This is a genomic window from Nitrobacter sp. MLSD-S21 (genome assembly GCF_058809865.1).
On record NZ_JBXASZ010000001.1, the window covers coordinates 232,490 to 250,012 of the forward strand.

22 protein-coding genes and 3 tRNA genes are annotated in these 17,523 nt (G+C 58.6%); 11 read left to right on the forward strand and 14 right to left on the reverse strand.

Going from position 1 to position 17,523, the window contains the following annotated elements; all coding sequences use genetic code 11:
* Positions 1–172 precede the first annotated feature (172 nt).
* Positions 173–248, reverse strand: a tRNA-Thr gene (locus tag AC1RT6_RS01105).
* A 346-nt stretch (positions 249–594) separates the two neighbouring features.
* On the opposite strand from AC1RT6_RS01105, the gene AC1RT6_RS01110 reads away from it, so the two are divergent.
* The 4 genes from AC1RT6_RS01110 (at position 595) to AC1RT6_RS01125 (ending at position 2,330) form a co-directional block, all read left to right on the forward strand.
* Positions 595–936 carry a hypothetical protein gene (locus AC1RT6_RS01110; RefSeq protein ID WP_079447191.1) on the forward strand — a complete coding sequence of 114 codons (342 nt, stop codon included), beginning with the start codon at positions 595–597 and terminating at the stop codon, positions 934–936.
* 7 nt (positions 937–943) lie between these two features.
* Positions 944–1,138 carry a helix-turn-helix transcriptional regulator gene (locus AC1RT6_RS01115; RefSeq protein ID WP_079447137.1) on the forward strand — a complete coding sequence of 65 codons (195 nt, stop codon included), beginning with the start codon at positions 944–946 and terminating at the stop codon, positions 1,136–1,138.
* A 170-nt stretch (positions 1,139–1,308) separates the two neighbouring features.
* Entirely contained in the window at positions 1,309–1,752 is a 444-nt protein-coding gene (locus tag AC1RT6_RS01120; protein WP_079447136.1) for a hypothetical protein, read from the forward strand.
* A gap of 47 nt (positions 1,753–1,799) precedes the next feature.
* The gene (locus AC1RT6_RS01125) at positions 1,800–2,330 is read left to right on the forward strand and encodes a hypothetical protein (protein WP_079447135.1); all 531 of its coding nucleotides are present in this window, start codon (positions 1,800–1,802) and stop codon (positions 2,328–2,330) included.
* Between the two features lie 54 nt (positions 2,331–2,384).
* Here the strand turns inward: AC1RT6_RS01125 and rlmB are convergent, their stop codons facing one another.
* From rlmB to AC1RT6_RS01140, 3 genes are all read right to left on the reverse strand, one after another.
* Positions 2,385–3,230 (reverse strand): 23S rRNA (guanosine(2251)-2'-O)-methyltransferase RlmB, encoded by an 846-nt coding sequence (gene rlmB / locus AC1RT6_RS01130; protein WP_079447134.1) that lies wholly within the window; start codon positions 3,228–3,230, stop codon positions 2,385–2,387.
* A gap of 77 nt (positions 3,231–3,307) precedes the next feature.
* A tRNA-Tyr gene (locus AC1RT6_RS01135) sits at positions 3,308–3,393 on the reverse strand.
* 207 nt (positions 3,394–3,600) lie between these two features.
* A complete protein-coding gene (locus AC1RT6_RS01140) occupies positions 3,601–3,777 on the reverse strand; it encodes a hypothetical protein (RefSeq protein WP_158081533.1) in 177 nt (58 codons plus the stop codon).
* Between the two features lie 589 nt (positions 3,778–4,366).
* On the opposite strand from AC1RT6_RS01140, the gene AC1RT6_RS01145 reads away from it, so the two are divergent.
* Positions 4,367–5,020, forward strand: coding sequence for a hypothetical protein (locus AC1RT6_RS01145; RefSeq protein WP_079447132.1), 654 nt, complete (start codon positions 4,367–4,369; stop codon positions 5,018–5,020).
* Between the two features lie 414 nt (positions 5,021–5,434).
* Positions 5,435–5,508: transfer RNA gene (locus tag AC1RT6_RS01150), tRNA-Gly, on the forward strand.
* Between the two features lie 57 nt (positions 5,509–5,565).
* Here the strand turns inward: AC1RT6_RS01150 and AC1RT6_RS01155 are convergent.
* Positions 5,566–6,825 carry a site-specific integrase gene (locus AC1RT6_RS01155; RefSeq protein ID WP_472790175.1) on the reverse strand — a complete coding sequence of 420 codons (1,260 nt, stop codon included), beginning with the start codon at positions 6,823–6,825 and terminating at the stop codon, positions 5,566–5,568.
* A 285-nt stretch (positions 6,826–7,110) separates the two neighbouring features.
* Here AC1RT6_RS01155 and AC1RT6_RS01160 point away from each other — a divergent pair, with 285 nt between their 5' ends.
* Positions 7,111–7,419, forward strand: coding sequence for an Arc family DNA-binding protein (locus tag AC1RT6_RS01160; protein ID WP_472790173.1), 309 nt, complete (start codon positions 7,111–7,113; stop codon positions 7,417–7,419).
* Between the two features lie 39 nt (positions 7,420–7,458).
* On the opposite strand, the gene AC1RT6_RS01165 is transcribed toward AC1RT6_RS01160, so the two are convergent.
* Entirely contained in the window at positions 7,459–7,758 is a 300-nt protein-coding gene (locus AC1RT6_RS01165; protein WP_472790171.1) for a hypothetical protein, read from the reverse strand.
* Positions 7,755–8,354: a hypothetical protein gene (locus AC1RT6_RS01170; RefSeq protein WP_493028933.1), complete on the reverse strand. Its 600-nt coding sequence runs from the start codon at positions 8,352–8,354 to the stop codon at positions 7,755–7,757. Before AC1RT6_RS01170 ends, AC1RT6_RS01165 begins: the two co-directional genes overlap by 4 nt.
* A 490-nt stretch (positions 8,355–8,844) precedes the next feature.
* On the opposite strand from AC1RT6_RS01170, the gene AC1RT6_RS01175 reads away from it, so the two are divergent.
* The 4 genes from AC1RT6_RS01175 (at position 8,845) to AC1RT6_RS01190 (ending at position 11,738) form a co-directional block, all read left to right on the forward strand.
* Positions 8,845–9,699, forward strand: a complete 855-nt coding sequence (locus AC1RT6_RS01175) for a DUF6551 family protein (RefSeq protein ID WP_472790167.1) — start codon at positions 8,845–8,847, stop codon at positions 9,697–9,699.
* Between the two features lie 265 nt (positions 9,700–9,964).
* Entirely contained in the window at positions 9,965–10,696 is a 732-nt protein-coding gene (locus AC1RT6_RS01180) for a TIGR04255 family protein (RefSeq protein WP_472790165.1), read from the forward strand.
* Positions 10,697–10,836: 140 nt separating this feature from the next.
* Complete coding sequence (locus AC1RT6_RS01185) at positions 10,837–11,283, forward strand: hypothetical protein (RefSeq protein WP_472790163.1); 447 nt, start codon at positions 10,837–10,839, stop codon at positions 11,281–11,283.
* Positions 11,280–11,738 (forward strand): hypothetical protein, encoded by a 459-nt coding sequence (locus tag AC1RT6_RS01190; protein WP_472790161.1) that lies wholly within the window; start codon positions 11,280–11,282, stop codon positions 11,736–11,738. Before AC1RT6_RS01185 ends, AC1RT6_RS01190 begins: the two co-directional genes overlap by 4 nt.
* A gap of 254 nt (positions 11,739–11,992) precedes the next feature.
* Here AC1RT6_RS01190 and AC1RT6_RS01195 read toward each other — a convergent pair whose 3' ends face one another.
* The 7 genes from AC1RT6_RS01195 to AC1RT6_RS01225 all read right to left on the reverse strand — a co-directional run bounded on the left by AC1RT6_RS01195 (position 11,993) and on the right by AC1RT6_RS01225 (position 17,514).
* Positions 11,993–12,823, reverse strand: coding sequence for a hypothetical protein (locus AC1RT6_RS01195; RefSeq protein ID WP_493028935.1), 831 nt, complete (start codon positions 12,821–12,823; stop codon positions 11,993–11,995).
* A 237-nt stretch (positions 12,824–13,060) separates the two neighbouring features.
* A complete protein-coding gene (locus AC1RT6_RS01200; RefSeq protein WP_472790155.1) occupies positions 13,061–15,055 on the reverse strand; it encodes a hypothetical protein in 1,995 nt (664 codons plus the stop codon).
* Entirely contained in the window at positions 15,052–15,339 is a 288-nt protein-coding gene (locus AC1RT6_RS01205) for a hypothetical protein (protein ID WP_493028937.1), read from the reverse strand. The genes AC1RT6_RS01200 and AC1RT6_RS01205 overlap by 4 nt, the downstream gene beginning before the upstream one ends.
* 32 nt (positions 15,340–15,371) lie before the next feature.
* A complete protein-coding gene (locus tag AC1RT6_RS01210) occupies positions 15,372–16,199 on the reverse strand; it encodes an HK97 family phage prohead protease (protein WP_472790153.1) in 828 nt (275 codons plus the stop codon).
* Positions 16,200–16,212: 13 nt separating this feature from the next.
* Positions 16,213–16,449, reverse strand: coding sequence for a hypothetical protein (locus tag AC1RT6_RS01215; RefSeq protein ID WP_472790151.1), 237 nt, complete (start codon positions 16,447–16,449; stop codon positions 16,213–16,215).
* A 33-nt stretch (positions 16,450–16,482) separates the two neighbouring features.
* A complete protein-coding gene (locus AC1RT6_RS01220) occupies positions 16,483–17,187 on the reverse strand; it encodes a hypothetical protein (protein ID WP_493028939.1) in 705 nt (234 codons plus the stop codon).
* A gap of 12 nt (positions 17,188–17,199) precedes the next feature.
* Positions 17,200–17,514, reverse strand: coding sequence for a hypothetical protein (locus AC1RT6_RS01225; RefSeq protein ID WP_472790147.1), 315 nt, complete (start codon positions 17,512–17,514; stop codon positions 17,200–17,202).
* Positions 17,515–17,523: the final 9 nt, after the last annotated feature.

Here is a 17,523-nt window from a genome sequence, read left to right on the forward strand (position 1 = left end):
CTGCATCCATCACCCCACCGACGACATTCCGCCGATGTGTCTATAGTACGCAAAACACTCAGCATGGCGGATGCGGCTCCTTGCAGGGGCACGCGTCCGCACACCCGGCCCATGCTTTATCGACCAGCAGGTTCCGCACGCGCGACGATCTAGTGCTCTGGCATCTCTGAGATGGTGCCCGCTGCCGGACTCGAACCAGCGACCTGAGGTTTACAAAACCACTGCTCTACCAACTGAGCTAAGCGGGCGAAGAGGCGCTATTTAACGCAGTCTTCCGCTGACGGCTATGGGTTCTTATCCGATGGTAGTTGGAACATAGCTGTTGCGAGGTCTGCTGTGGCGGGCGTGGCAGCGGGTTTCTGGCCCTGTGCGCCAAGTGATCTTCTACCCTGTCGGGTAAATACGCTCATCGCTGTTCGTGACGGGGGATTCGTGTGTCCTACGGCTATCGGGATGAACAATCAGCCTAGGGAAATCGACTGCCTTCGTCGGTATGTAAAGCGTACTTGACATGTTGAGTGACTTGCGTGAGTGTAAAGCTAGCTTTACATGCGGACAATGGACCAGAACACATACACCAAGCTAGCGCGGAACATGATTCCCGCCGCGTTGAGCATGGCGACCTACGCAATCACCCTGATTATTTCGCTGCGTCTGCTTGCGCGGGGCACCGATGATAGAGCGGCGAGTATCGCAATCAGCCTCGGCTCGATGATTCCGGCGCTTCTGCTATGCATGCCCATCGTCGGAATCACACGCAGATCGGATGAGATGCAACGCAGGCTGCAACTGGAAGCTTTTGCTTTTGGTTTTGCAGGTACGACCCTCGCAACGTTCAGCTACGGCTTTCTGGAAAATGCCGGCTTCCCACGGTTGTCGGCCCTCACTGTTTGGCTGGTGCTGTGCGGCCTGTGGGCGTTCTTCTGGGCCACCTGAGCTACAGATGAACAACTGCATTCAGGAGCTTCGTACGCAACGCAATTGGTCACAGGCTGATTTGGCCGCTCGACTGGACGTTTCGCGTCAGACGATCAATGCACTCGAACGTGGACGATATGATCCAAGCCTGCCGCTGGCATTCAAAATCGCCCGCCTATTCAACCTGACCATCGAAGAGATATTTAGCGTGAGCGACTAACTCGTACGATGGGAGCAGGCGCGACCTGCGTTAACAATTCGATGGCGGGATTGTTCGCATTTGAACCTCGGCGCATCCCGAGACGTTAGGCTTACCGGAAGTTTCGGTGACAGCCTTAACCCTTGCCGGCGTTGGTTCGATTAGGGTTTGCCATAACCCGGAGTCCAGTGATGCGTATCGGACTTGTGCTGGCCATTTTGATCGGGACCTCATTGACGGCTCTGGCCGACAGCGGTCCGGTGTTTGTGATTCCCGGACGTCCCGGCGTTCCCATCATCATCAATGGTGTCGATGCGTCCTATGCCGTCGTCGAGGGCGATTGGGGACTTTCTCGGAGGATACAACCGCAGCCCACGGTGTACGGCGGACGCTACGTCTATGAACCGCATGTCGGTCATTATTATCCGAGTCTTGGCCGCGCGCCCGGTTACGGCCGCCTCGAAATCGAGCCGCCATCCAATCGCAAGCCACTGCGGCGAGCCGAAAGCTTTCATCAGTCGTGGTCGGCTCGTTCAAACCCGACGCCCGCGCAATCCGACATCCCGCAGATGCCGCCTCCGGTGATCCTCGCGCCCAAGATCGGACCCTCGGGTTTGCCTCCAAACTTTCGTTGAGATCAACACGACCCAAATCGAACAAAGAAAACAGCGGGAGAAAGTAGATGCGTCAAATGATTTCCGGGATGGTCGCGGCTGCGGCCATCGTGGCCGCAAGTGTTGCGCCCGCAATGGCATGTGGAGGGTTGTTCACGAGTGGATGCTCTCCATGCCTGTCGTACAGCCCCTGCGTATCGGGTTATTATCCAGGCTATTACGGTGGTTACGGCTTCGCTGGCTACGAGAGCCTGCCGTCTCCGACACAGTACTATTATGTCAATCAAGGGCCAGTGTTCAGCGGTCCCGGCAATTTCGCACCAGTGCCGACCTATCAGGAAAGTGCCGTTGCCGGATGGAATGCCTACAGTCGTCCTTACTTCTATCCTTACGACGGCGGTCGTTATGCCCACGCCATGCATCACTACTATGATGGCGCGCCCGCGACCGGCCCGGTCGTGTACAGCTATCGCTGGAATCGTACCCGGCATCACGGCCATGTTTCGCGCCATGGCGATCGCGCCGCTCTTCCGCGCGTGATTTATGGATCGGGACAACATCATGACTACCGTCATTCAGCGCGGTATCATGAGAACTGATCGGCGCGCCTGAAAAACAAACGCGTTCCCGCAATGCCCGGCGTCTTCGTGCCGTCAGTGCATGAGGCCGAGATGGCTGGCGCCGATATAAAGCGCCAGCACCGCGGCATTCGAGACGTTAAGGCTCTTGATGTGACCAGGCATGTCGAGGCGCGCGACCGCGCTGCATGTATCCCGCGTGAGCTGCCGCAGACCTTTGCCTTCGGCGCCGAGTACCAGAGCCAATGGTTGCCGCAACTGGATGGCGGCGAGATTCTCGCCACCGTCGCTGTCGAGGCCGACGGTCATGAAGCCGCGGTCGTTCAGTCGGGTCAGCGCCCGCGCCAGATTCTGCACCAGCACCAGCGGCACAACCTCCAGCGCGCCAGAGGCGGACTTTGCCAGCACGCCGGTGGCCTCGGGACTGTGGCGCGCCGTGGTGACGATCGCTTTCACCGCAAAAGCCGCGGCCGATCGCATGATCGCGCCGACATTGTGCGGGTCTGTGATCTGGTCAAGCACCAGCACGATGCCTTCCTGCGTCAGCGTCTCGATGTCAGGCGAGGGTAGGGGATCGGCTTCGGCGAGCAATCCCTGATGCACCGCGTCGGGGCCGAGGCGCTGATCGATGGCACTCGGACGCACGATTTCAGGCGTGATCCGGGTATTGATGTTTTCATGCGTGAGCCGCAGCGCGGCGTTTTCTGTAAGCAGCAATTTTCGGATACGGCGGCGGGGATTCGCCAGCGCGGCTGTCACCGTATGCCAGCCGTAAAGCACCGCTGGGCCATCGGGGCCGGTCTCGCGAGCTCTCCGCACCGAACCATGCCTTGGTGGGCCCTTCCGGTGGGAATCCTTGACGTGGCCACTCCCCGGCCGTGAACCCCTCCGGAATCGCGGTTCTCGATCACGATCGCTCATGCGTGTTTGTCTCGGGGGGGTGGGATCTATCGAGAAAATCGTAGCAATCGGAGATTTGAGAATGGTGAACTTGGGAATGGTGGGGGAGGTAGGACTCGAACCTACGAAGCCATAAGGCGGCTGATTTACAGTCAGCTCCCTTTGCCACTCGGGACACTCCCCCGCAACGCCATCGGATGTCACCTGCTGAAGTGGCCCGACCGACCATGGATGACATTAAAGGCACCTGCCCGGATGACGAGCGCGCGGTTGCGCGCGTTTATGAGCGAAGCGCCCCGGCAAAGTCAACCGAGCGCTGGCCAAGAAGATGCACTTCCACGCATCCAATGGTGGAAATGGCCGGCCGTTGCTTAAGACTCATGACGCGGGTTCACTGCGCATATTCGAAAATTACGAATATCACGGCCAAAACAACGAACATGACCACGCCGATAATCAGACCGAGTTTACCCCTTCTGGTGCGGTCACTCCCGTGACCTCCACCGATATCGTCAGGTTTGCCATCGAATTCTCGCGAAGAACTGCGCCATTCCCAAAAATCATTCATCGTTCGCCTCCGTCGTCTCGATCGCCCGTTTCAAGCATGCTCCTTCCTGAAGCCAGTGCGGTGTTGTTGACCCTACTTATGCGCGAAGGAGAAAAACCGCTAGCGAGTTGGTGCAAGGCGGGCGCGCCTGGTCGGCGAGTGCGCCGTGTCTACGAGTTTTTGAGAGGGACCGTGGCGGCATTCCAAGTCTTGGACGCCAGTTTTGGCGCCGGCTCGATTGGCCGGTTGACCGTTCATGTTTTAAACTGGATTGGATGGGACGTCTGCGGCTGGCGGAGCCTAGACTTCATGAGCCAGAGTTATCTTCTTGGCTCGCACGAGCCGAGATTAGGCGTGTTTCCCGCCAGTAGTCTCTTCTAATTGATTCGGCTCGACTTTTTGCCGCAGAATCGACGTCGTCGTGCTGCTCATTCAAGCAATTTAACCTCGACCGTCAATCTTAATTCATTCGCCTGTTCGCGTCTAGCTGGACAGGGCATGGCTGCCCGTCCTAGGTACCTGCCACCATGACCAGCGGTTCCGTGCCGGACATTTCAGAGCAGGGGCTTAGTTCCCGCGTTCCCCTCACTCCAGCATGCCGGGAGATACGATGATCCGACTGCTTATTGCATCGGCGATGATTTGCATTGTTGCCACACCCTCATCGGCCAGACCTTCTTCTAAGAAATGGCAGGTTGCCACCACGGGATGCGACGCGATGCGCCCCTGCTATGGCAACTGGAACCCGCAGTATGACTCGGCGGAGCACGCCAGCTGGCATTCCCATCATGTTGCTGTCCGGCACTGGGTCCGTCACAAGGGGCACAGACGAATTCCCGTCGGGCTTGCGCGGGTCATGGCCGAGGGCGCGGGGAGAGCGGTCGGTTTGATCCGTTCGGCCTCGGGTGCCAAGGCGCATGTTGCCAACCGCGCCACTGGTGCTTTTCAATGTCTGGTGTCGGCTCTCGACCGGCAGGGTTATCCGATCCGTTTTATGGGAGGCTGGCGAGCGCACGGAAGTGTGCATGGCTCTCTGCATCCGGCGGGATTGGCGCTCGATATCAACCAGTACGGACGCAACGTCACGCGGCCACGCATGCCCCACAACGAAATCGCGCTGGCGAACTCCTGCGGGCTAGTTGCGGGGGCGCAATGGGCACATGCCGACAGTGGCCATTTCCAACTTGGCGGCTGGAGCGGAGGACGGCATGAGGCACGCCGTCAACATCGACGCCGTACGCACTATGCCAACGCGCGATGGTGATGTCGGTTCAACGATTGACGCTCGTGGCGTACGGCCACGCTGGCGGCGCGGATCGGTCAGCGTGAACATTAATGCTGAGAGGGCCAGCTGCGCTGATATGGCGAGGTGCCCGACCGCATCCACCTGTTGTAGCGAAAAGGCGCGGCGAGCTGTCCCGCCGCGCCCCGATGTTTATTCTCGCTGGCCCGGGCGCTGAGTCGCCCTCCACGAGGCGAAAAGCCTAGCGGGCGATCCCAGCGAGGTGACAGCGCTCTGAACAAGACACTGGATCACCTCCTTTCGTTTGTTGTTGGAAACTAGATCATAGGCACGAACGCGCGGCATGTTAAGACCCTTGCTCGTCCGTTCCGGGATATTCATTGCGCTGCAGGATGGTTGAGGGTCCCGGCGCGACGTGATAGGTGATCGGCGGGCGCGGGTGTAGCTCAATGGTAGAGCAGCAGCCTTCCAAGCTGAATACGAGGGTTCGATTCCCTTCACCCGCTCCAGTGTTTTCAATCACTTGCTGCTTCTCCTAGAATTCATTCGGACAACGATACTGGTGCTCATTCGGACAATTGTCCGCCTTTCGTTCGCGCGGCCCTGCGCTTTTTTGTGCCGCTGACGATCTGTTGTGTCGTGCGCTTTACGTAATTCGGCAGCGTCTTCACGGTCGTCTTTCTACCCTGCGCCATGATCTCGCGATCGGTCAGTTCGGCGTCGCCGCTTTCGGTGAATCCGCCATGCCGGAATGATGCGAATGACAAGTCATCGCGAAGTTTCGCGGCTCGGATCACTTCCTTGACCTTGCGCGACATGTGCGTGAAGTCCGGCATGTCTGGCTTCGGCCAGGTTGGCCATGGGCCGCGGGAGCCCCAGTCTCGCCGCAGCATCAGGCCACCAATTCGATCGCGCTTAATGGCGTCGAGCTCGAGCATCAACTCCGGATAGAGGGCCACACCAGCGCCGTCGAAGAGGGGGATCCAGCTTCTTGATTTGGTCTTTTCGTCGACGACCAGCACCATGTCGGGGTGCTCCTTTGGCCTGTAGTGGGACACGTCAAAGGTGGCGAAGATGTCTACCTCTCTCTGCAACCACTCCCAGCCTATCAGCGCGGCTGTTGAGAGAGACGACAGGCCCAATTCGATCGCCTTCTGGCGGAAAGCGACAAGGTCATCATAGGTCGCTGTGGGCGTCTCTCGGTCGGAAGATCGCAATCCCATCTTGGCAAAAGGATTCACCTGCGGCAGTCGGCCTGGATTACGCCGACCGGCGACGTTCCAAGCTCGCCGGCACGACTTCATGGCGTGGTTCACAGTGGTGCGCCGTTCGCGCTCCACGACGTTCCCATCAACGTCGGTTGCCTTGAGGACCAGCAACACCTCATAGAGGTCGTCGACCAATGCAGTGTCGATCGCGGATAGGCGTTTCTCACCAAGCCGCTTGCCATCTTTCAGGACGTAGCCGCCCACGAGTTTGAAGCCAACTTCGTGGTTGCGCTTCGATTTGGGGTCAAGCTTGGTGTAGCGGCGATCGACGCGATATTCGGCGAATACCCAATCGAGCGTGCCAGGCTGCACACCCGCCAATGGTCTGTCGGAGTCGGCGCCGCCGGTCCGCCAAGAGTCAAAGGCCGGAAGCAGGACCGTCTCAGCGCGCAACACGGCAGAATTGAAGTCGCTGCCCAGCGGTTCGCTTTGGACCGTGCAACCGGCCTTACGTGCCCAGGTTGGCACGTGGAAGAAATATCCCCAGGCACCGCCTTTAAGTGGCCTGCGCTCAACGTAGCGCGGAAGTCGCAACGCGGAGCGGGGAGGCCGTGTCACAGGAGTTTCCGAACGTCCTCGGACGTCTCAACTGTGTCCGGATCTTCACCAGGCCGCGGGGCAGAGGGCTCGTAAACGACAAAGCCGCCTGGCTGTAGCGTTGCGCGGAAATCGATTCCCTCGAGCCGAAACGCGCGTGCGAGGCGCCGAGCATCAGTTAAGTTAACCTGAGCCTTCCTCCGGGGCATATGACGTTTCTCGCGCTTGGGTGGATTTGTACCTTAGAGCAGTATATATCCCAAGTGCCATGCGGGGCACAAGTTATTTTATGGCACAGGGGAAGTGATGGCTGCACGGGTCAAAAAGCGACAGGACACCTCCACGAACCGCGAGTCGGACAAAATCATCGTGAGGCTGCCTGACGGCATGCGCGCGGCTCTAGCAGCGAAGGCGGAGAGCAATGGTCGGTCTATGACGGCTGAGGTTGTCGCTGCTCTGTCGACGCATCTCACGGGCGAGACGGAGCAAGAATCTCTGAAACAGTCATATAAAATGATCGGCGAGGCGATTAGCGATCTGAAGGCTACGGAGCGATCACTAAACCAAACGATGCGCCACTTCGAAACATTCACGAACGAAGTTCTAAAAAAATAACCCGCCGGAGTGACCGGCGGGCTGAGTTTGTCAGCGGCCCTATGCGGCACGCATGGTGCCCTTCAGCGCGGCGAATGCTCCTGTCATCAGCGCGCGGAGGAGGGACTCGGCCCTGGGCTTTGCTGCGATCGGAGCCTCTGCCGGAGGTGGCGCTCGTCGTTTAGGCAGATCGGCTCCGCCGGCAAGATCCGAGATCACTCCAAGAAAGGCATGGTTGCGCCTCAACGTTTCTCGAGAAACCCGGACGGTGAAGACGACATGATCGTCATCGGCCGCGATGGCATCGATATCCGTTTGCAATAGTGCGTCGGCTAAATCCTCGACTCGCGCGACGATCATATCAGCACCTCGTCACGGTTGACGTGGGGCGCCATGGCCGCGTGCTGGCGAACCGACAGGTTAATCAGGCGACGATGCGCGTGGCCATAGCCACGTTGGGAATCGACGTGCCTGCCGTCTCTGTTGGCGTTGTGACGATCGAACGGCTTGTACCGCTGCCGCGCGACCTCGGTGAGGTAGCTGTCATCAGCCTCGCGATCCGCGGTGCAAAATACATTGCCGATTCGTCCCGATCCGGTGAAGCATTCGAGAAATCCGAGGGATGGCTCGTCGTCCTCTGCCTCGCCTCTGTGCTCCAGCTCGTCGCCCTCAGCGTCGTCCTGATAGCTCGAACTATACTCATAGCCGGCAAGGTTCGGCTCGGTGTCGCCACCGTCCTCGAGGTCCGGATCGCTCGCTTCCGCGTCGAGCGACTCGATCAGCAACTCTACGAGCGCCTCGCGTTCCTTCCGGGACCACGCCTTGAAGAAGTCTTCCGGCGTGATGTCAGTTTTGACGAATAGGTCGTCCTTGGCCTTTGCAGACTCGGGGGCCCGCTGTCTGATGGCGGATTTTGACTCGGACGCATGGCGCGCCCGCTGTGGGGATTTGGTCATGGGTTGTTTCTCGATTTGGCTGATCAAAGCCGCGCTCGGTGACAGACCGAGCAGCCGGGGGTTGATCACCAGCCGAGAAGACTGGTCGAGACGCTTTTAAGGGTCGCCCCTCTGGACAGCACGCTCGCCCCCGGCCAATATGGTCGGGTTCGGAGCCGCGCCGCCAAGCGCGTCCGTCGAGGATGGCAAATCTGCCGATCCTCATTCAGCCGCCGCCCAACGCTGCCAGGCGTCAGGGCAATCCCTGCCAGGGAATGCGGCCTATTCTCGGTCCGGGTGATCAAACCCGAGAAGATGCTCAACCGATTTGGTTAAGAAATCAACCCCGCACGGGGCGGTTTGCGCGCCTACAAGGTTCATTGCTGCCGTGCCCTCTCCGAGATTGAATATCAAGGATTGAGGGGAAACAACGCCGCGGCGCTGCATTGCTGCCGCATACCGAGACCTGCATCGGAGAGCGCATCCCGCGCCAAGCGAAAGGCAGGCTTCCATGAACGGAGAATATGAAGCGCTCAACGTTGCTCACTACAATGCGCCAACGACAGAAATGAAGGACGGACCTGTCCCTTCTTTGATCTGGATTGAGATAGCCAAGCTTATGATCGATCGCACGTACCAGCGCGATGTCTCTCGTGCCGGTTCGATCAATATCCAACGCATCGCAGATCAGTTCGAGTGGTCGAAATTCTCTCCTGTTATCGTTGCGTCGATAGAAGGCGGTCTGTACTCGGTAATTGACGGGCAACACCGCGCAACAGCTGCGTTACTCCGAGGAGTGGAGAAGGTGCCATGTCAGGTTGTCCATATCGATCGCGCGCGACAAGCGGAGGCTTTTGCGGCGATCAATGGAAATACCACTCGTGTCACACCTCAGGTAGTTTACTATGCACGTCTCACCGGCAAGGATCCTGCGGCGCAAGAAATGTCCAGGATATTGTCTGCCGCAGGGGTCACGGTGTGCCGGCGAAGTCGAACTCTTCGGGATATGCGCCGTGGTGAGACGGGTGCTGTTGGCGCTCTGTTCAAACTCCACAAAAAGTTCGGCTCTGAAACGCTGATTGCCGCACTTCAATGCGTCACTGAGACTGGCGAGACTGGCAATCCCGGATTTGTTAGAGCCACAGTTATTGAACCACTCTGTGATGTGCTTCACCGCAATCCAAAATGGCGCGATGCTGGCGAATGCTTGCTCAGAGCGATGGACAGCTTTGATTTTATCGAAGCGTGGGACGCTGCCACAGAAGGCAGAAAGACTGTCCCGAGTGTTACCGTCCAGGTGTTGTTAGCCGAGGCTGTTACTGCCCACCTCTCCGCATCCATGAGCAGCAAAGCGAAGGCCGCCTAGGACTCGTCGAAGGAGGGTTGAATAGGATTTCAACCCTCTTTCGGGTTGTGACGCCGGCTATCGAAATAGAAAACCCCGCCGGAGCGGGGTTAAAAATGTTCTTTACCCGCTCGTAAATATCCAGCATTGCCGTTGGTTTCGCTCAGCCCCCAATGCAGCGGGTCGATTTCGTCCTGCTCTGATCTATGTGGTAGTAAGGCCGAATTCGGCAGAAAAAACCTCATGAGCCGGTGCGGCACATTTCCGGCGGAGTGGCGAATAGGACATGATAGATTTAGTGGAAAATTATCCTAGAGCCCCGGTGATTGAGGCAGTTATCGAAACCAGGTTTGATCATGACTTCTCTCCGCGAGATATGCAGCGGTTACGCGACCGGCTTGTCAAAGAATACCCAACCGCGGAAGACCTGGACGAGATCGAGTTTGTTGTAGGTGACACAGCGGCACAGAAGAAAAGTCGTGTAGGTTTTCAACTGACTGCGATCAGCGCAGTGGACAAGGTCATATTCAACTCCAAGCAGAAGGCACTCGGCACGGTTCGTGCCGCGCCCTACGATCGTTGGGAGCACCTGTTCGAGAAGGCCAAGGCAAATAACGAAGAGCTGCTTTCGATCGTCGGTCGACCGCAAGTGACGCGCTTGGGCGTGCGCTTTATAAATAGGATTGATATCCCATCAAAGGATAACGTTCTCAATGAACGTGATTACTTTTTGATTGGAATCGTGGCCCCAAAAGGGCTTACTTCAGAGCCCAATCATTACGGCAATGTGCAGGCGCGTCATGATGCGACGGGCGCCAAAGTCCAGCTTCAATTTGGCACAGCAGTTACGCCCCTCATTGATTTTGCATCCTTTCTGCTCGATATAGACGTTTCATTCGAATCTGATATCCCGCGGAAGATGGAAGACATTTGGGCTAGGCTCGATATTCTGCGAAGCGCCAAGAATGACGTCTTTCAAGCAAGTATTACCGATCAAACCAGAGCACTGTTCAAATGAACTCGATGCACCATTCATCGGAGCTTGGCCCAGATCCTCGGGAGGATCGATTTCTCTTCGCTCGGCCGCAAGTCAGTCTACGGCCTTTTGACGGAACGCAACAGCGACAAAGTCTCATTGGCACCAAGACCCAATCGAGGGTGTCGACTGTCCTGCGCGAGAAGACCTTCGAAGAAAAGATTTTCGACTCTTCCGCATCGTTGAAGATCTTGGTCGGTCAAATCTCCATGCACCTGACTGCCGAGGAGCGGCATCGCTTATTCCAAGAGATCGATAGTAAGATCAACGTCGATGATTGGCACGCCGACGATCGGTTTCCTGAGCAGGACTCATTTCGGGATTTTCTGAAGTGGATGGTGTTTTCAAAGCAATCCGAGTGGACATCTATCGGCGTTTCAGATGCCGGGCTCGTTTTGGTTGCATGGCACCGTGACGACGGTTTGCTAACAGCAACTTTTGAGGGACAATCACTGGTCCGGTGGACGTCCAGAATTAAGTCAGACCGTGGTGAGATCGGTGTGTCTGCAGGGCGCTGTACTTTGCGCCTCTTCGCCGGCATGGCCGGCTTTTTCTTGAGAGCGAAATGAAGCGTACGACGCTAGATACAAAGCAAAATTTTTTGCGACATCTCAAAAAAAAGGATTTAGTTTGGAAGGACAACGTCGCTATCGATGTGTTTCCAGATGCTTTTATCTTGAAGGCTGCCAGCGGACAGTATGAAGCCGAAAGTTGGCTCAGTGGTCAGCATTACGAATTTTTCCCTGGCGATCACAGAGAGCGGCTTTGCGCTTGCTGTCATTTTATACCCATCGAGATGAAGAAGAACGATGCACTCTGCAAATTGAACGTGGGTGCTATCAAAGATGCCGGAAAGGCTCGGCAAAAAAGTCTACGAGTGCTGCATCAACCTGAAGTCGATGAGCCGGCTTATACCGGTGTCCACGGGCTGCCGCGCGGCGGCGAACAGCCGGACGGCGAGTTGCTGGCTCTGCTTGCCGAATTAGCCAAAGCTGACTTTTATTTGATCAGGGATTTGTTTTAGCTAGCTAATGCCGAACGCGTTTTACCCCCCCCGCGGTCGGTTTGCGCGATCTCCCGAAGCCTCCCAAAGGAAGGTTCAGCCTCTCCACAGGACGCTTGGACGAAGGGGTCTCTCTGGTTCGATCCATTCGAGGCCCGCCGGTGAACATGGGTGGTTTTGCGCACAGGACAACACTAATCCGCACTCCGCAGCCGCTTCATCGTAAACTCGATCTCGCCGGCGGACAGCTCGCGCCAACTCTCGACTTCGGTAGGCTACGCCGCCTTCCGCTGCGCCCGCTGATCTTGGCGCCCCCGCTTTCCGGCCTTCAGCGCGCCATGGGCGCGTCGTATCTCGGGCGCGCCGATACGCTCGCCAGCGCAGATGCGGCGCTCCAGCGTCTCGCGCGCGGCTGCTGGCAACGTCGGCGACGCCAGCGTGACCAAGGCATTCCATGACAACCGGGTGTAGATCTCAGGCCTGGCACCGTAGAGGCGCGCCACCTTGAGCGCGTCGACCGCGAGCTTTGTCTCGACGTCGAATTGCTGGCGGACCTGCCGTCCATACTCGCGATGACTCTTGATCGCCGAACGGAGCTTCAGCAGCTCGAGTCCAAGAGTGACATTCCGCTCGACGCCAGGCACACGTATCAGCGATCGCGGCGGCTTCGGTTCGCGCTTGACCTTAGGCGGTTTTGGCAACACCGACGGCCCGAGAATTTCGGTCAGCCTCAGACAGACCATCGCTCCGATGGCGAAGCGCAGCGGACGGATACCGGATGCTTTCGCCGAGTGACGAATCTGGACCAAATCGACGCCATCCCATGCCTCGAGCCAGATCCCGCCGCGCTCGGGCCAGCCTGGATGCGCGCGCACGATGTCGCTGATGGCCTTGATGACATCCTCCCGCAACATCGAGCGATTGGCTGGATTGCCTTCGACGATGGCGCGTAGCGTCGTCACGGTGTGACCCTGGCCGTGATCCGCCAACATTCGGCGGATTGTGTTTACGGCGCTGGTTCGCATGGGTCCGGGCCGGTCGGCGGTGTTGATGATTTTGATTTCAAGTTGCCGGCAGAGCCGTTTCGCGTCCTCAATCGTCACCATTTGACACCCCGTCGTTGTACCTCCGCCGTGCGCGGCCTTGCCATCGCGCACCGCGGGTCGTCGAGCGGGGCTGTCTCCGTCGCGAGCCCGGCGGGTACCTCCGCCGTCCAGGCCCGCGACGTCGGCCCCCTTAAATTCAGCGGCAGGGACAGGCTCGCTCCCAAATCCTCTGCCGCCCTCGGGCTTCACCCCGAACGGTGCCACCTTGCGAGGGCGGCGACCGGAAAGGCTGTAGAATCACTTATCGGTCGTGTTGTGATCTCCTGAGAAGAACTGGCTTGAACCGTCAGCGGCCGGCGCTTGGGTCGGGAACGCATACCAGGACTGGCTGAGCGCCTGCGCGATCGTCTTGCCATCGAGATTGATCGAGAGTGACAGCGGCGCCAGCTTGGCTTGCGGAGCTGCGTTGCCGGCGTGCTTACCGATCCGCCGCTCATATCGAGCGCCGGCCGTCTCGTGCTTTTCGTTGGCCTGGCTTTTGAGCAAGCCCATCACCGCGCCGAGCACACCAGCAGTTTCCGCGTGCTCCCGCTCGAGCCGCCGCTGGTAGCGGTCGGCCGGGCGTTCGCCCCTCGCCAACGAACCGGACTGCTCAAGAAAACTGTAGGCCGCGCCCAAGACGCCGCCAGCTAGAGTGCCGCTGATTGCGCCCGCCGGGCCGCCGAATTTCCCGATGGCAAAACCGGTCCCAGCGCCGACGACCGCACCTTCGAGCGCCCTGGTTCCAAACTTTGCGCCGGCGTCGGGTTTGGCCCCGCCGGGCAAGATATTACGGATACCCTCAAGCATTGACTTGAAGTCTTTCAGTCCACCGTTCACAGCCGGCAAGACCGTCATACCCAGCTCGCCCATCGTAACGTTGAATTCTTGAAGCGTCGTTCGCGCCTGTTGGGCTGTCGACCCTTTGGCATAGTCGGGTAAAAACGAGCTGTAACGATTTCTGAATTCGGATGAGTTCATTTCCTTGCGCATCGCGAGGATCTGCTCATGCACGGCCGGGTTGGCGAGCAAAGCGAAGCCGCCACCACCTTGCGCACCGAAGAGAGCTCTCTCATAAGCGGCACGCTTTTCAATCGGGATGCCCTTTGCACGCTCACCCGCGATGTCCAACATCTTGAAGATGTCCGGCTTTCCGCCTGTGAACCAGGTCGGATTATGATCGCCGTCGACCAGGCCGAACGCCTTCAGCGCCTCTTCGTGTTTCCTGAAAGCCAGCTTTGACATCATGCTGGTGCCTGGCATCGCTCGCAGTGCCATCTCGCGCAGCCACGTTCCCGACTTCGTCGACGTCGCACCTGATCGAGTGAGCGCCGTTCCCAGCAACAAGGTATCCATCGGATCGATCTCGAGCCCGGATCGCAGTAGCGGGACGGCATATCCGGCGGCGCGCTCGATTGAGGACAACGACGATGGGTTTGAAGTCGACAAATATGCAAATCCGGGCGCCAGCTTCCTGATTTCGTTTGGCGTCAACGCGCCGGCCATGTGAGCCAGGCCAATGAATGATTTCATCGATTCCGCAAGCGACGACCCCTTCGCTAGCGCTTCTTTTGAGGCGGTTTCGAGCATGTCCGGCAATACATCGAGACCCTTACCGGGCGTTCCCTGGAACATCCGCGTCGATGTCAAAGCGGCCTCGCCGACATCGTGGATGTTGTATCCCGCGGCGATCATTGCCTCCTGCAAGGCACCGCGCATCCGCTTGTTGGTGGCGTCGTTTTTCTGATCCTGGCCGGAGTGATAGATCAGCTGCCAAACGTATTTTTCCATTTCGGCGGCTTGGAACACGCCATACCCGAGCACGCCGGCCCCAGCCATCGCCGCGTTACTGCCGAAACGGACATGGCCGCCGCCAGGGATGGGCGCGCTGGGCCCAGAGATGTGGGCGCTGCCACCGCCGAGCCAGCCAGGACGATGCCGAACGCCACTACCGGGACCTGCAATTCCCCCTGTGGCAAGCGCAGCCGATGCGCGCGCACTTTCGCTTGCCCTTCTAATTGTTTGACTGGCCGCCGCTGCACGTTCGGAGACGCGACCCCAGGCACTGGCCAGGCCATTGGTTTCTGCGATCGCAGCTCCCATGCCGACGGGTTTTGTGATTTCGGCGAGGTTCTTGCGCGCCTTGTCGACCGCGAGGTTGATCTCACGGATCTGGCGTAGGATCTGGGTGAGCGCCGGGCTGGCTTCGTTGACGATTTTGAAAATTGCGCCGACTTCGAAACTTGTGATCACTGAATGGCCTCCGAATTTCCGACGGCAGCTTTTTCGATTTCAATCTTGCATTTGACGACCGTCGCAGCGAACGCGTCCGCGACAAATGCAGCAATCTCGGCGCCGAAAGGCTCTGCGAGTCTGACGATCATGCGTTTGCGAACGACTATCAGATGTTGCAGCATCTGTTCCTGCGACGCGCCGACGAACAGCAACGCCATGTCCGCGGCTGATGCTACGCACCGGTCCACAAATTCCGGCGCAAGGCGATCGCCTTCGTCAAGCACCTTCGCTTTAACGGCCATAGCTTCGATCTCATCTATTGCGAGCTCAATGTTCATTCTGTGGACCTTGCCATCGTCGCCGGCCTGGGCAACCGCTGCGCGGCCTTGATCAAGAGCATCGCGCGGTCTTCTTCCGTCATTTCGGACAGCGCTTTGGCAAGTTCGTCCGTGCTCGGGGTGGACTTTTCAACCGCAGCCGAACCGCCGGCGTCCTGCTCTTTCGAGATGGCGCGAAACCCAAGGGCCCCAGCAGTCTTCGGCGGCATAGGTTCGGCGAGCAACTCGACAATCCGTTTTTCGAGTCGCTCTATTTTATCGTCTCTCTCCTGCAGCGCCTTTGCGATGGTGTCGGCGCCTTTCGTCTGAGTAACGCGACGGATCGTGGCGTCCACGGTGGATAGCGCGGCCTCGATCTTTGCGATCGGATCTGAGCTGGGAGCGTCTATTTTCCACATCGTGATCGCCGCCTCGGGGTGCGCCGGCCGATCGACGAGCGAAACTTCGGCAAGTTCAATCTCGGTGATGATCGTCGGATCGTCTTTGTCCCGCTTGAGAACGCGACCTCCGACCGAGAAGCCGGCGTATGTTTTCGTCTTCACTTTGCGGACAGCGTCGGCATCAACGATATGCGCCGTCAGGTGGGTGACCCCGTCATCGTCGACAGAAATCTCGACGGCCCTGCCGGCCGCGGAGGTTGAGCGGTGCATTTCCCTAATTGCCGGAAATCGCTTGTAGGCCGGCAAAGCCTTTTTGATCGCGCTGGCCAGGATGGTCTCGCCGGTGCTGTCAGGGCTTTCCGTGCTAGCGATGCCCGTGACGAGGATAGACCCGTCGTCGGAGTCCTCGATCTTCTGGAGCTCCGCGAAGAAGATTTTCTGCATGATCAGGGCTCCTTTAGCCGGCGGAGATCGCCACCGTGCCACCGTTGTTCCAAACGGCGCCGGCGACATGCGGGTCGACCGTCGGCACCGCCGCAACGATGGTCCAGCCGAAGGCTATTAAGGTCCTTGCCAGATCGGTGCCTGCGGGAACTGTGCAGAGCCCGTTCGCGTCGGTCGTGACCCTGTTGTCAGCGGTGAGATGAAACGTTTGGTTCGGCAGCGGACTCTTAAAAGTCAATGTGTCCGACATGATCAGTGTCCTTTCGTTGCGAATAGCTGAAGTTCAAATTTCAAGTTCGGCTAATGCATCAGTGCGGAGCCGCGCCGCGAGAGATTCCCATGCCGCGCGATCGGCGCCGGTTTCCTCAACAGTCGGAGCGGCCGCGGTGCGCAACCGCTCGGCCAGATCCCCCATTAAATTGAACGTAGGTTTCATCGCTTCGAGTGGACCCGCGCCATTAGCGATACCGATCACCACCTGCAGCGACGCCTTCAGTAAATTTTGCTTGCCTATCGCTAGGCGCACTGACTCTCGCAAGTCTTCAATCAGGGGGCCGGTGCTCTCGCTGATGATCTCGGCGATCGCCATCTCGATCGGCATCGCCAGGCTCTTCGCGACCAAATCTTCGGCGTGTGCTTCTGCGCCCAGCTGCGCGCTCGCCGATTGGGCCGCTGCCGCGTTTTCCGCTGCCAAAGCATTTGCGGCAACGAGATCCTGGCGCTTGATGGTATCGACCTGCGGCATAGCGTCTTTCCGCTCGCCGCGGGCCCAGGCGGCCATTGCGTCGGCATTCTGCCTATCGAATTCAGACAGGGCAGCTGCCGCGCTCGCCGCGTCCTGAACCCGGCTGCTGAGTCGGTGCTGCGCTTCTCGCAACTTGTTGGCGCGCTCTCCACACGATGCCTTCTGGTCGAGAAGATCTCGCAGGCGTTGGCGCGCCGGAGACCGCGCGGCAGCTTTTGATTCGAGTTTGTAGACTTTTGCCATTTTGATCTCCAATCACACAGCGGATCCGGTCGCCGGATCGCGCCAGGTCGCACCGTCAAAAAAAATCAACTTCGAAAGCGTGGTGTCGTAAAACTCGACGCCCGGCGCCGCTACATACGGCGGGTTTGCGTTTGAATTGGTCGTCGGCCGCTGCGCGGTCGTGCCGCTCGGGGCGCAGGTGATCCACCCGTTGGCCGAGAGCACCTGCGCGTCCATATCGGGGACGTCGAGCACAGCGCCCGGAGACGCGGAGTACCGGCGACCGTTTACTGTCTGTGTCTGCTGACCCACCGCGACCGGCGGCAGCATTCGAAAATTCAGAGGCATTTTGTGAGC

Bases quoted from the DNA above. Each gene is read 5' to 3' on its own strand.
- AC1RT6_RS01145 (WP_079447132.1), top strand. From the start codon at position 4,367: ATGATCCGACTGCTTATTGCATCGGCGATGATTTGCATTGTTGCCACA.
- AC1RT6_RS01160 (WP_472790173.1), top strand. From the start codon at position 7,111: ATGGCTGCACGGGTCAAAAAGCGACAGGACACCTCCACGAACCGCGAG.
- AC1RT6_RS01205 (WP_493028937.1), bottom strand. From the start codon at position 15,339: ATGGCCGTTAAAGCGAAGGTGCTTGACGAAGGCGATCGCCTTGCGCCG.
- AC1RT6_RS01215 (WP_472790151.1), bottom strand. From the start codon at position 16,449: ATGTCGGACACATTGACTTTTAAGAGTCCGCTGCCGAACCAAACGTTT.
- AC1RT6_RS01125 (WP_079447135.1), top strand. From the start codon at position 1,800: ATGCGTCAAATGATTTCCGGGATGGTCGCGGCTGCGGCCATCGTGGCC.
- AC1RT6_RS01190 (WP_472790161.1), top strand. From the start codon at position 11,280: ATGAAGCGTACGACGCTAGATACAAAGCAAAATTTTTTGCGACATCTC.
- AC1RT6_RS01180 (WP_472790165.1), top strand. From the start codon at position 9,965: ATGATAGATTTAGTGGAAAATTATCCTAGAGCCCCGGTGATTGAGGCA.
- AC1RT6_RS01115 (WP_079447137.1), top strand. From the start codon at position 944: ATGAACAACTGCATTCAGGAGCTTCGTACGCAACGCAATTGGTCACAG.
- AC1RT6_RS01210 (WP_472790153.1), bottom strand. From the start codon at position 16,199: ATGCAGAAAATCTTCTTCGCGGAGCTCCAGAAGATCGAGGACTCCGAC.
- AC1RT6_RS01170 (WP_493028933.1), bottom strand. From the start codon at position 8,354: ATGACCAAATCCCCACAGCGGGCGCGCCATGCGTCCGAGTCAAAATCC.
- AC1RT6_RS01120 (WP_079447136.1), top strand. From the start codon at position 1,309: ATGCGTATCGGACTTGTGCTGGCCATTTTGATCGGGACCTCATTGACG.
- rlmB (WP_079447134.1), bottom strand. From the start codon at position 3,230: ATGAGCGATCGTGATCGAGAACCGCGATTCCGGAGGGGTTCACGGCCG.
- AC1RT6_RS01165 (WP_472790171.1), bottom strand. From the start codon at position 7,758: ATGATCGTCGCGCGAGTCGAGGATTTAGCCGACGCACTATTGCAAACG.
- AC1RT6_RS01110 (WP_079447191.1), top strand. From the start codon at position 595: ATGATTCCCGCCGCGTTGAGCATGGCGACCTACGCAATCACCCTGATT.
- AC1RT6_RS01220 (WP_493028939.1), bottom strand. From the start codon at position 17,187: ATGGCAAAAGTCTACAAACTCGAATCAAAAGCTGCCGCGCGGTCTCCG.
- AC1RT6_RS01175 (WP_472790167.1), top strand. From the start codon at position 8,845: ATGAACGGAGAATATGAAGCGCTCAACGTTGCTCACTACAATGCGCCA.
- AC1RT6_RS01225 (WP_472790147.1), bottom strand. From the start codon at position 17,514: ATGCCTCTGAATTTTCGAATGCTGCCGCCGGTCGCGGTGGGTCAGCAG.
- AC1RT6_RS01195 (WP_493028935.1), bottom strand. From the start codon at position 12,823: ATGGTGACGATTGAGGACGCGAAACGGCTCTGCCGGCAACTTGAAATC.
- AC1RT6_RS01140 (WP_158081533.1), bottom strand. From the start codon at position 3,777: ATGAATGATTTTTGGGAATGGCGCAGTTCTTCGCGAGAATTCGATGGC.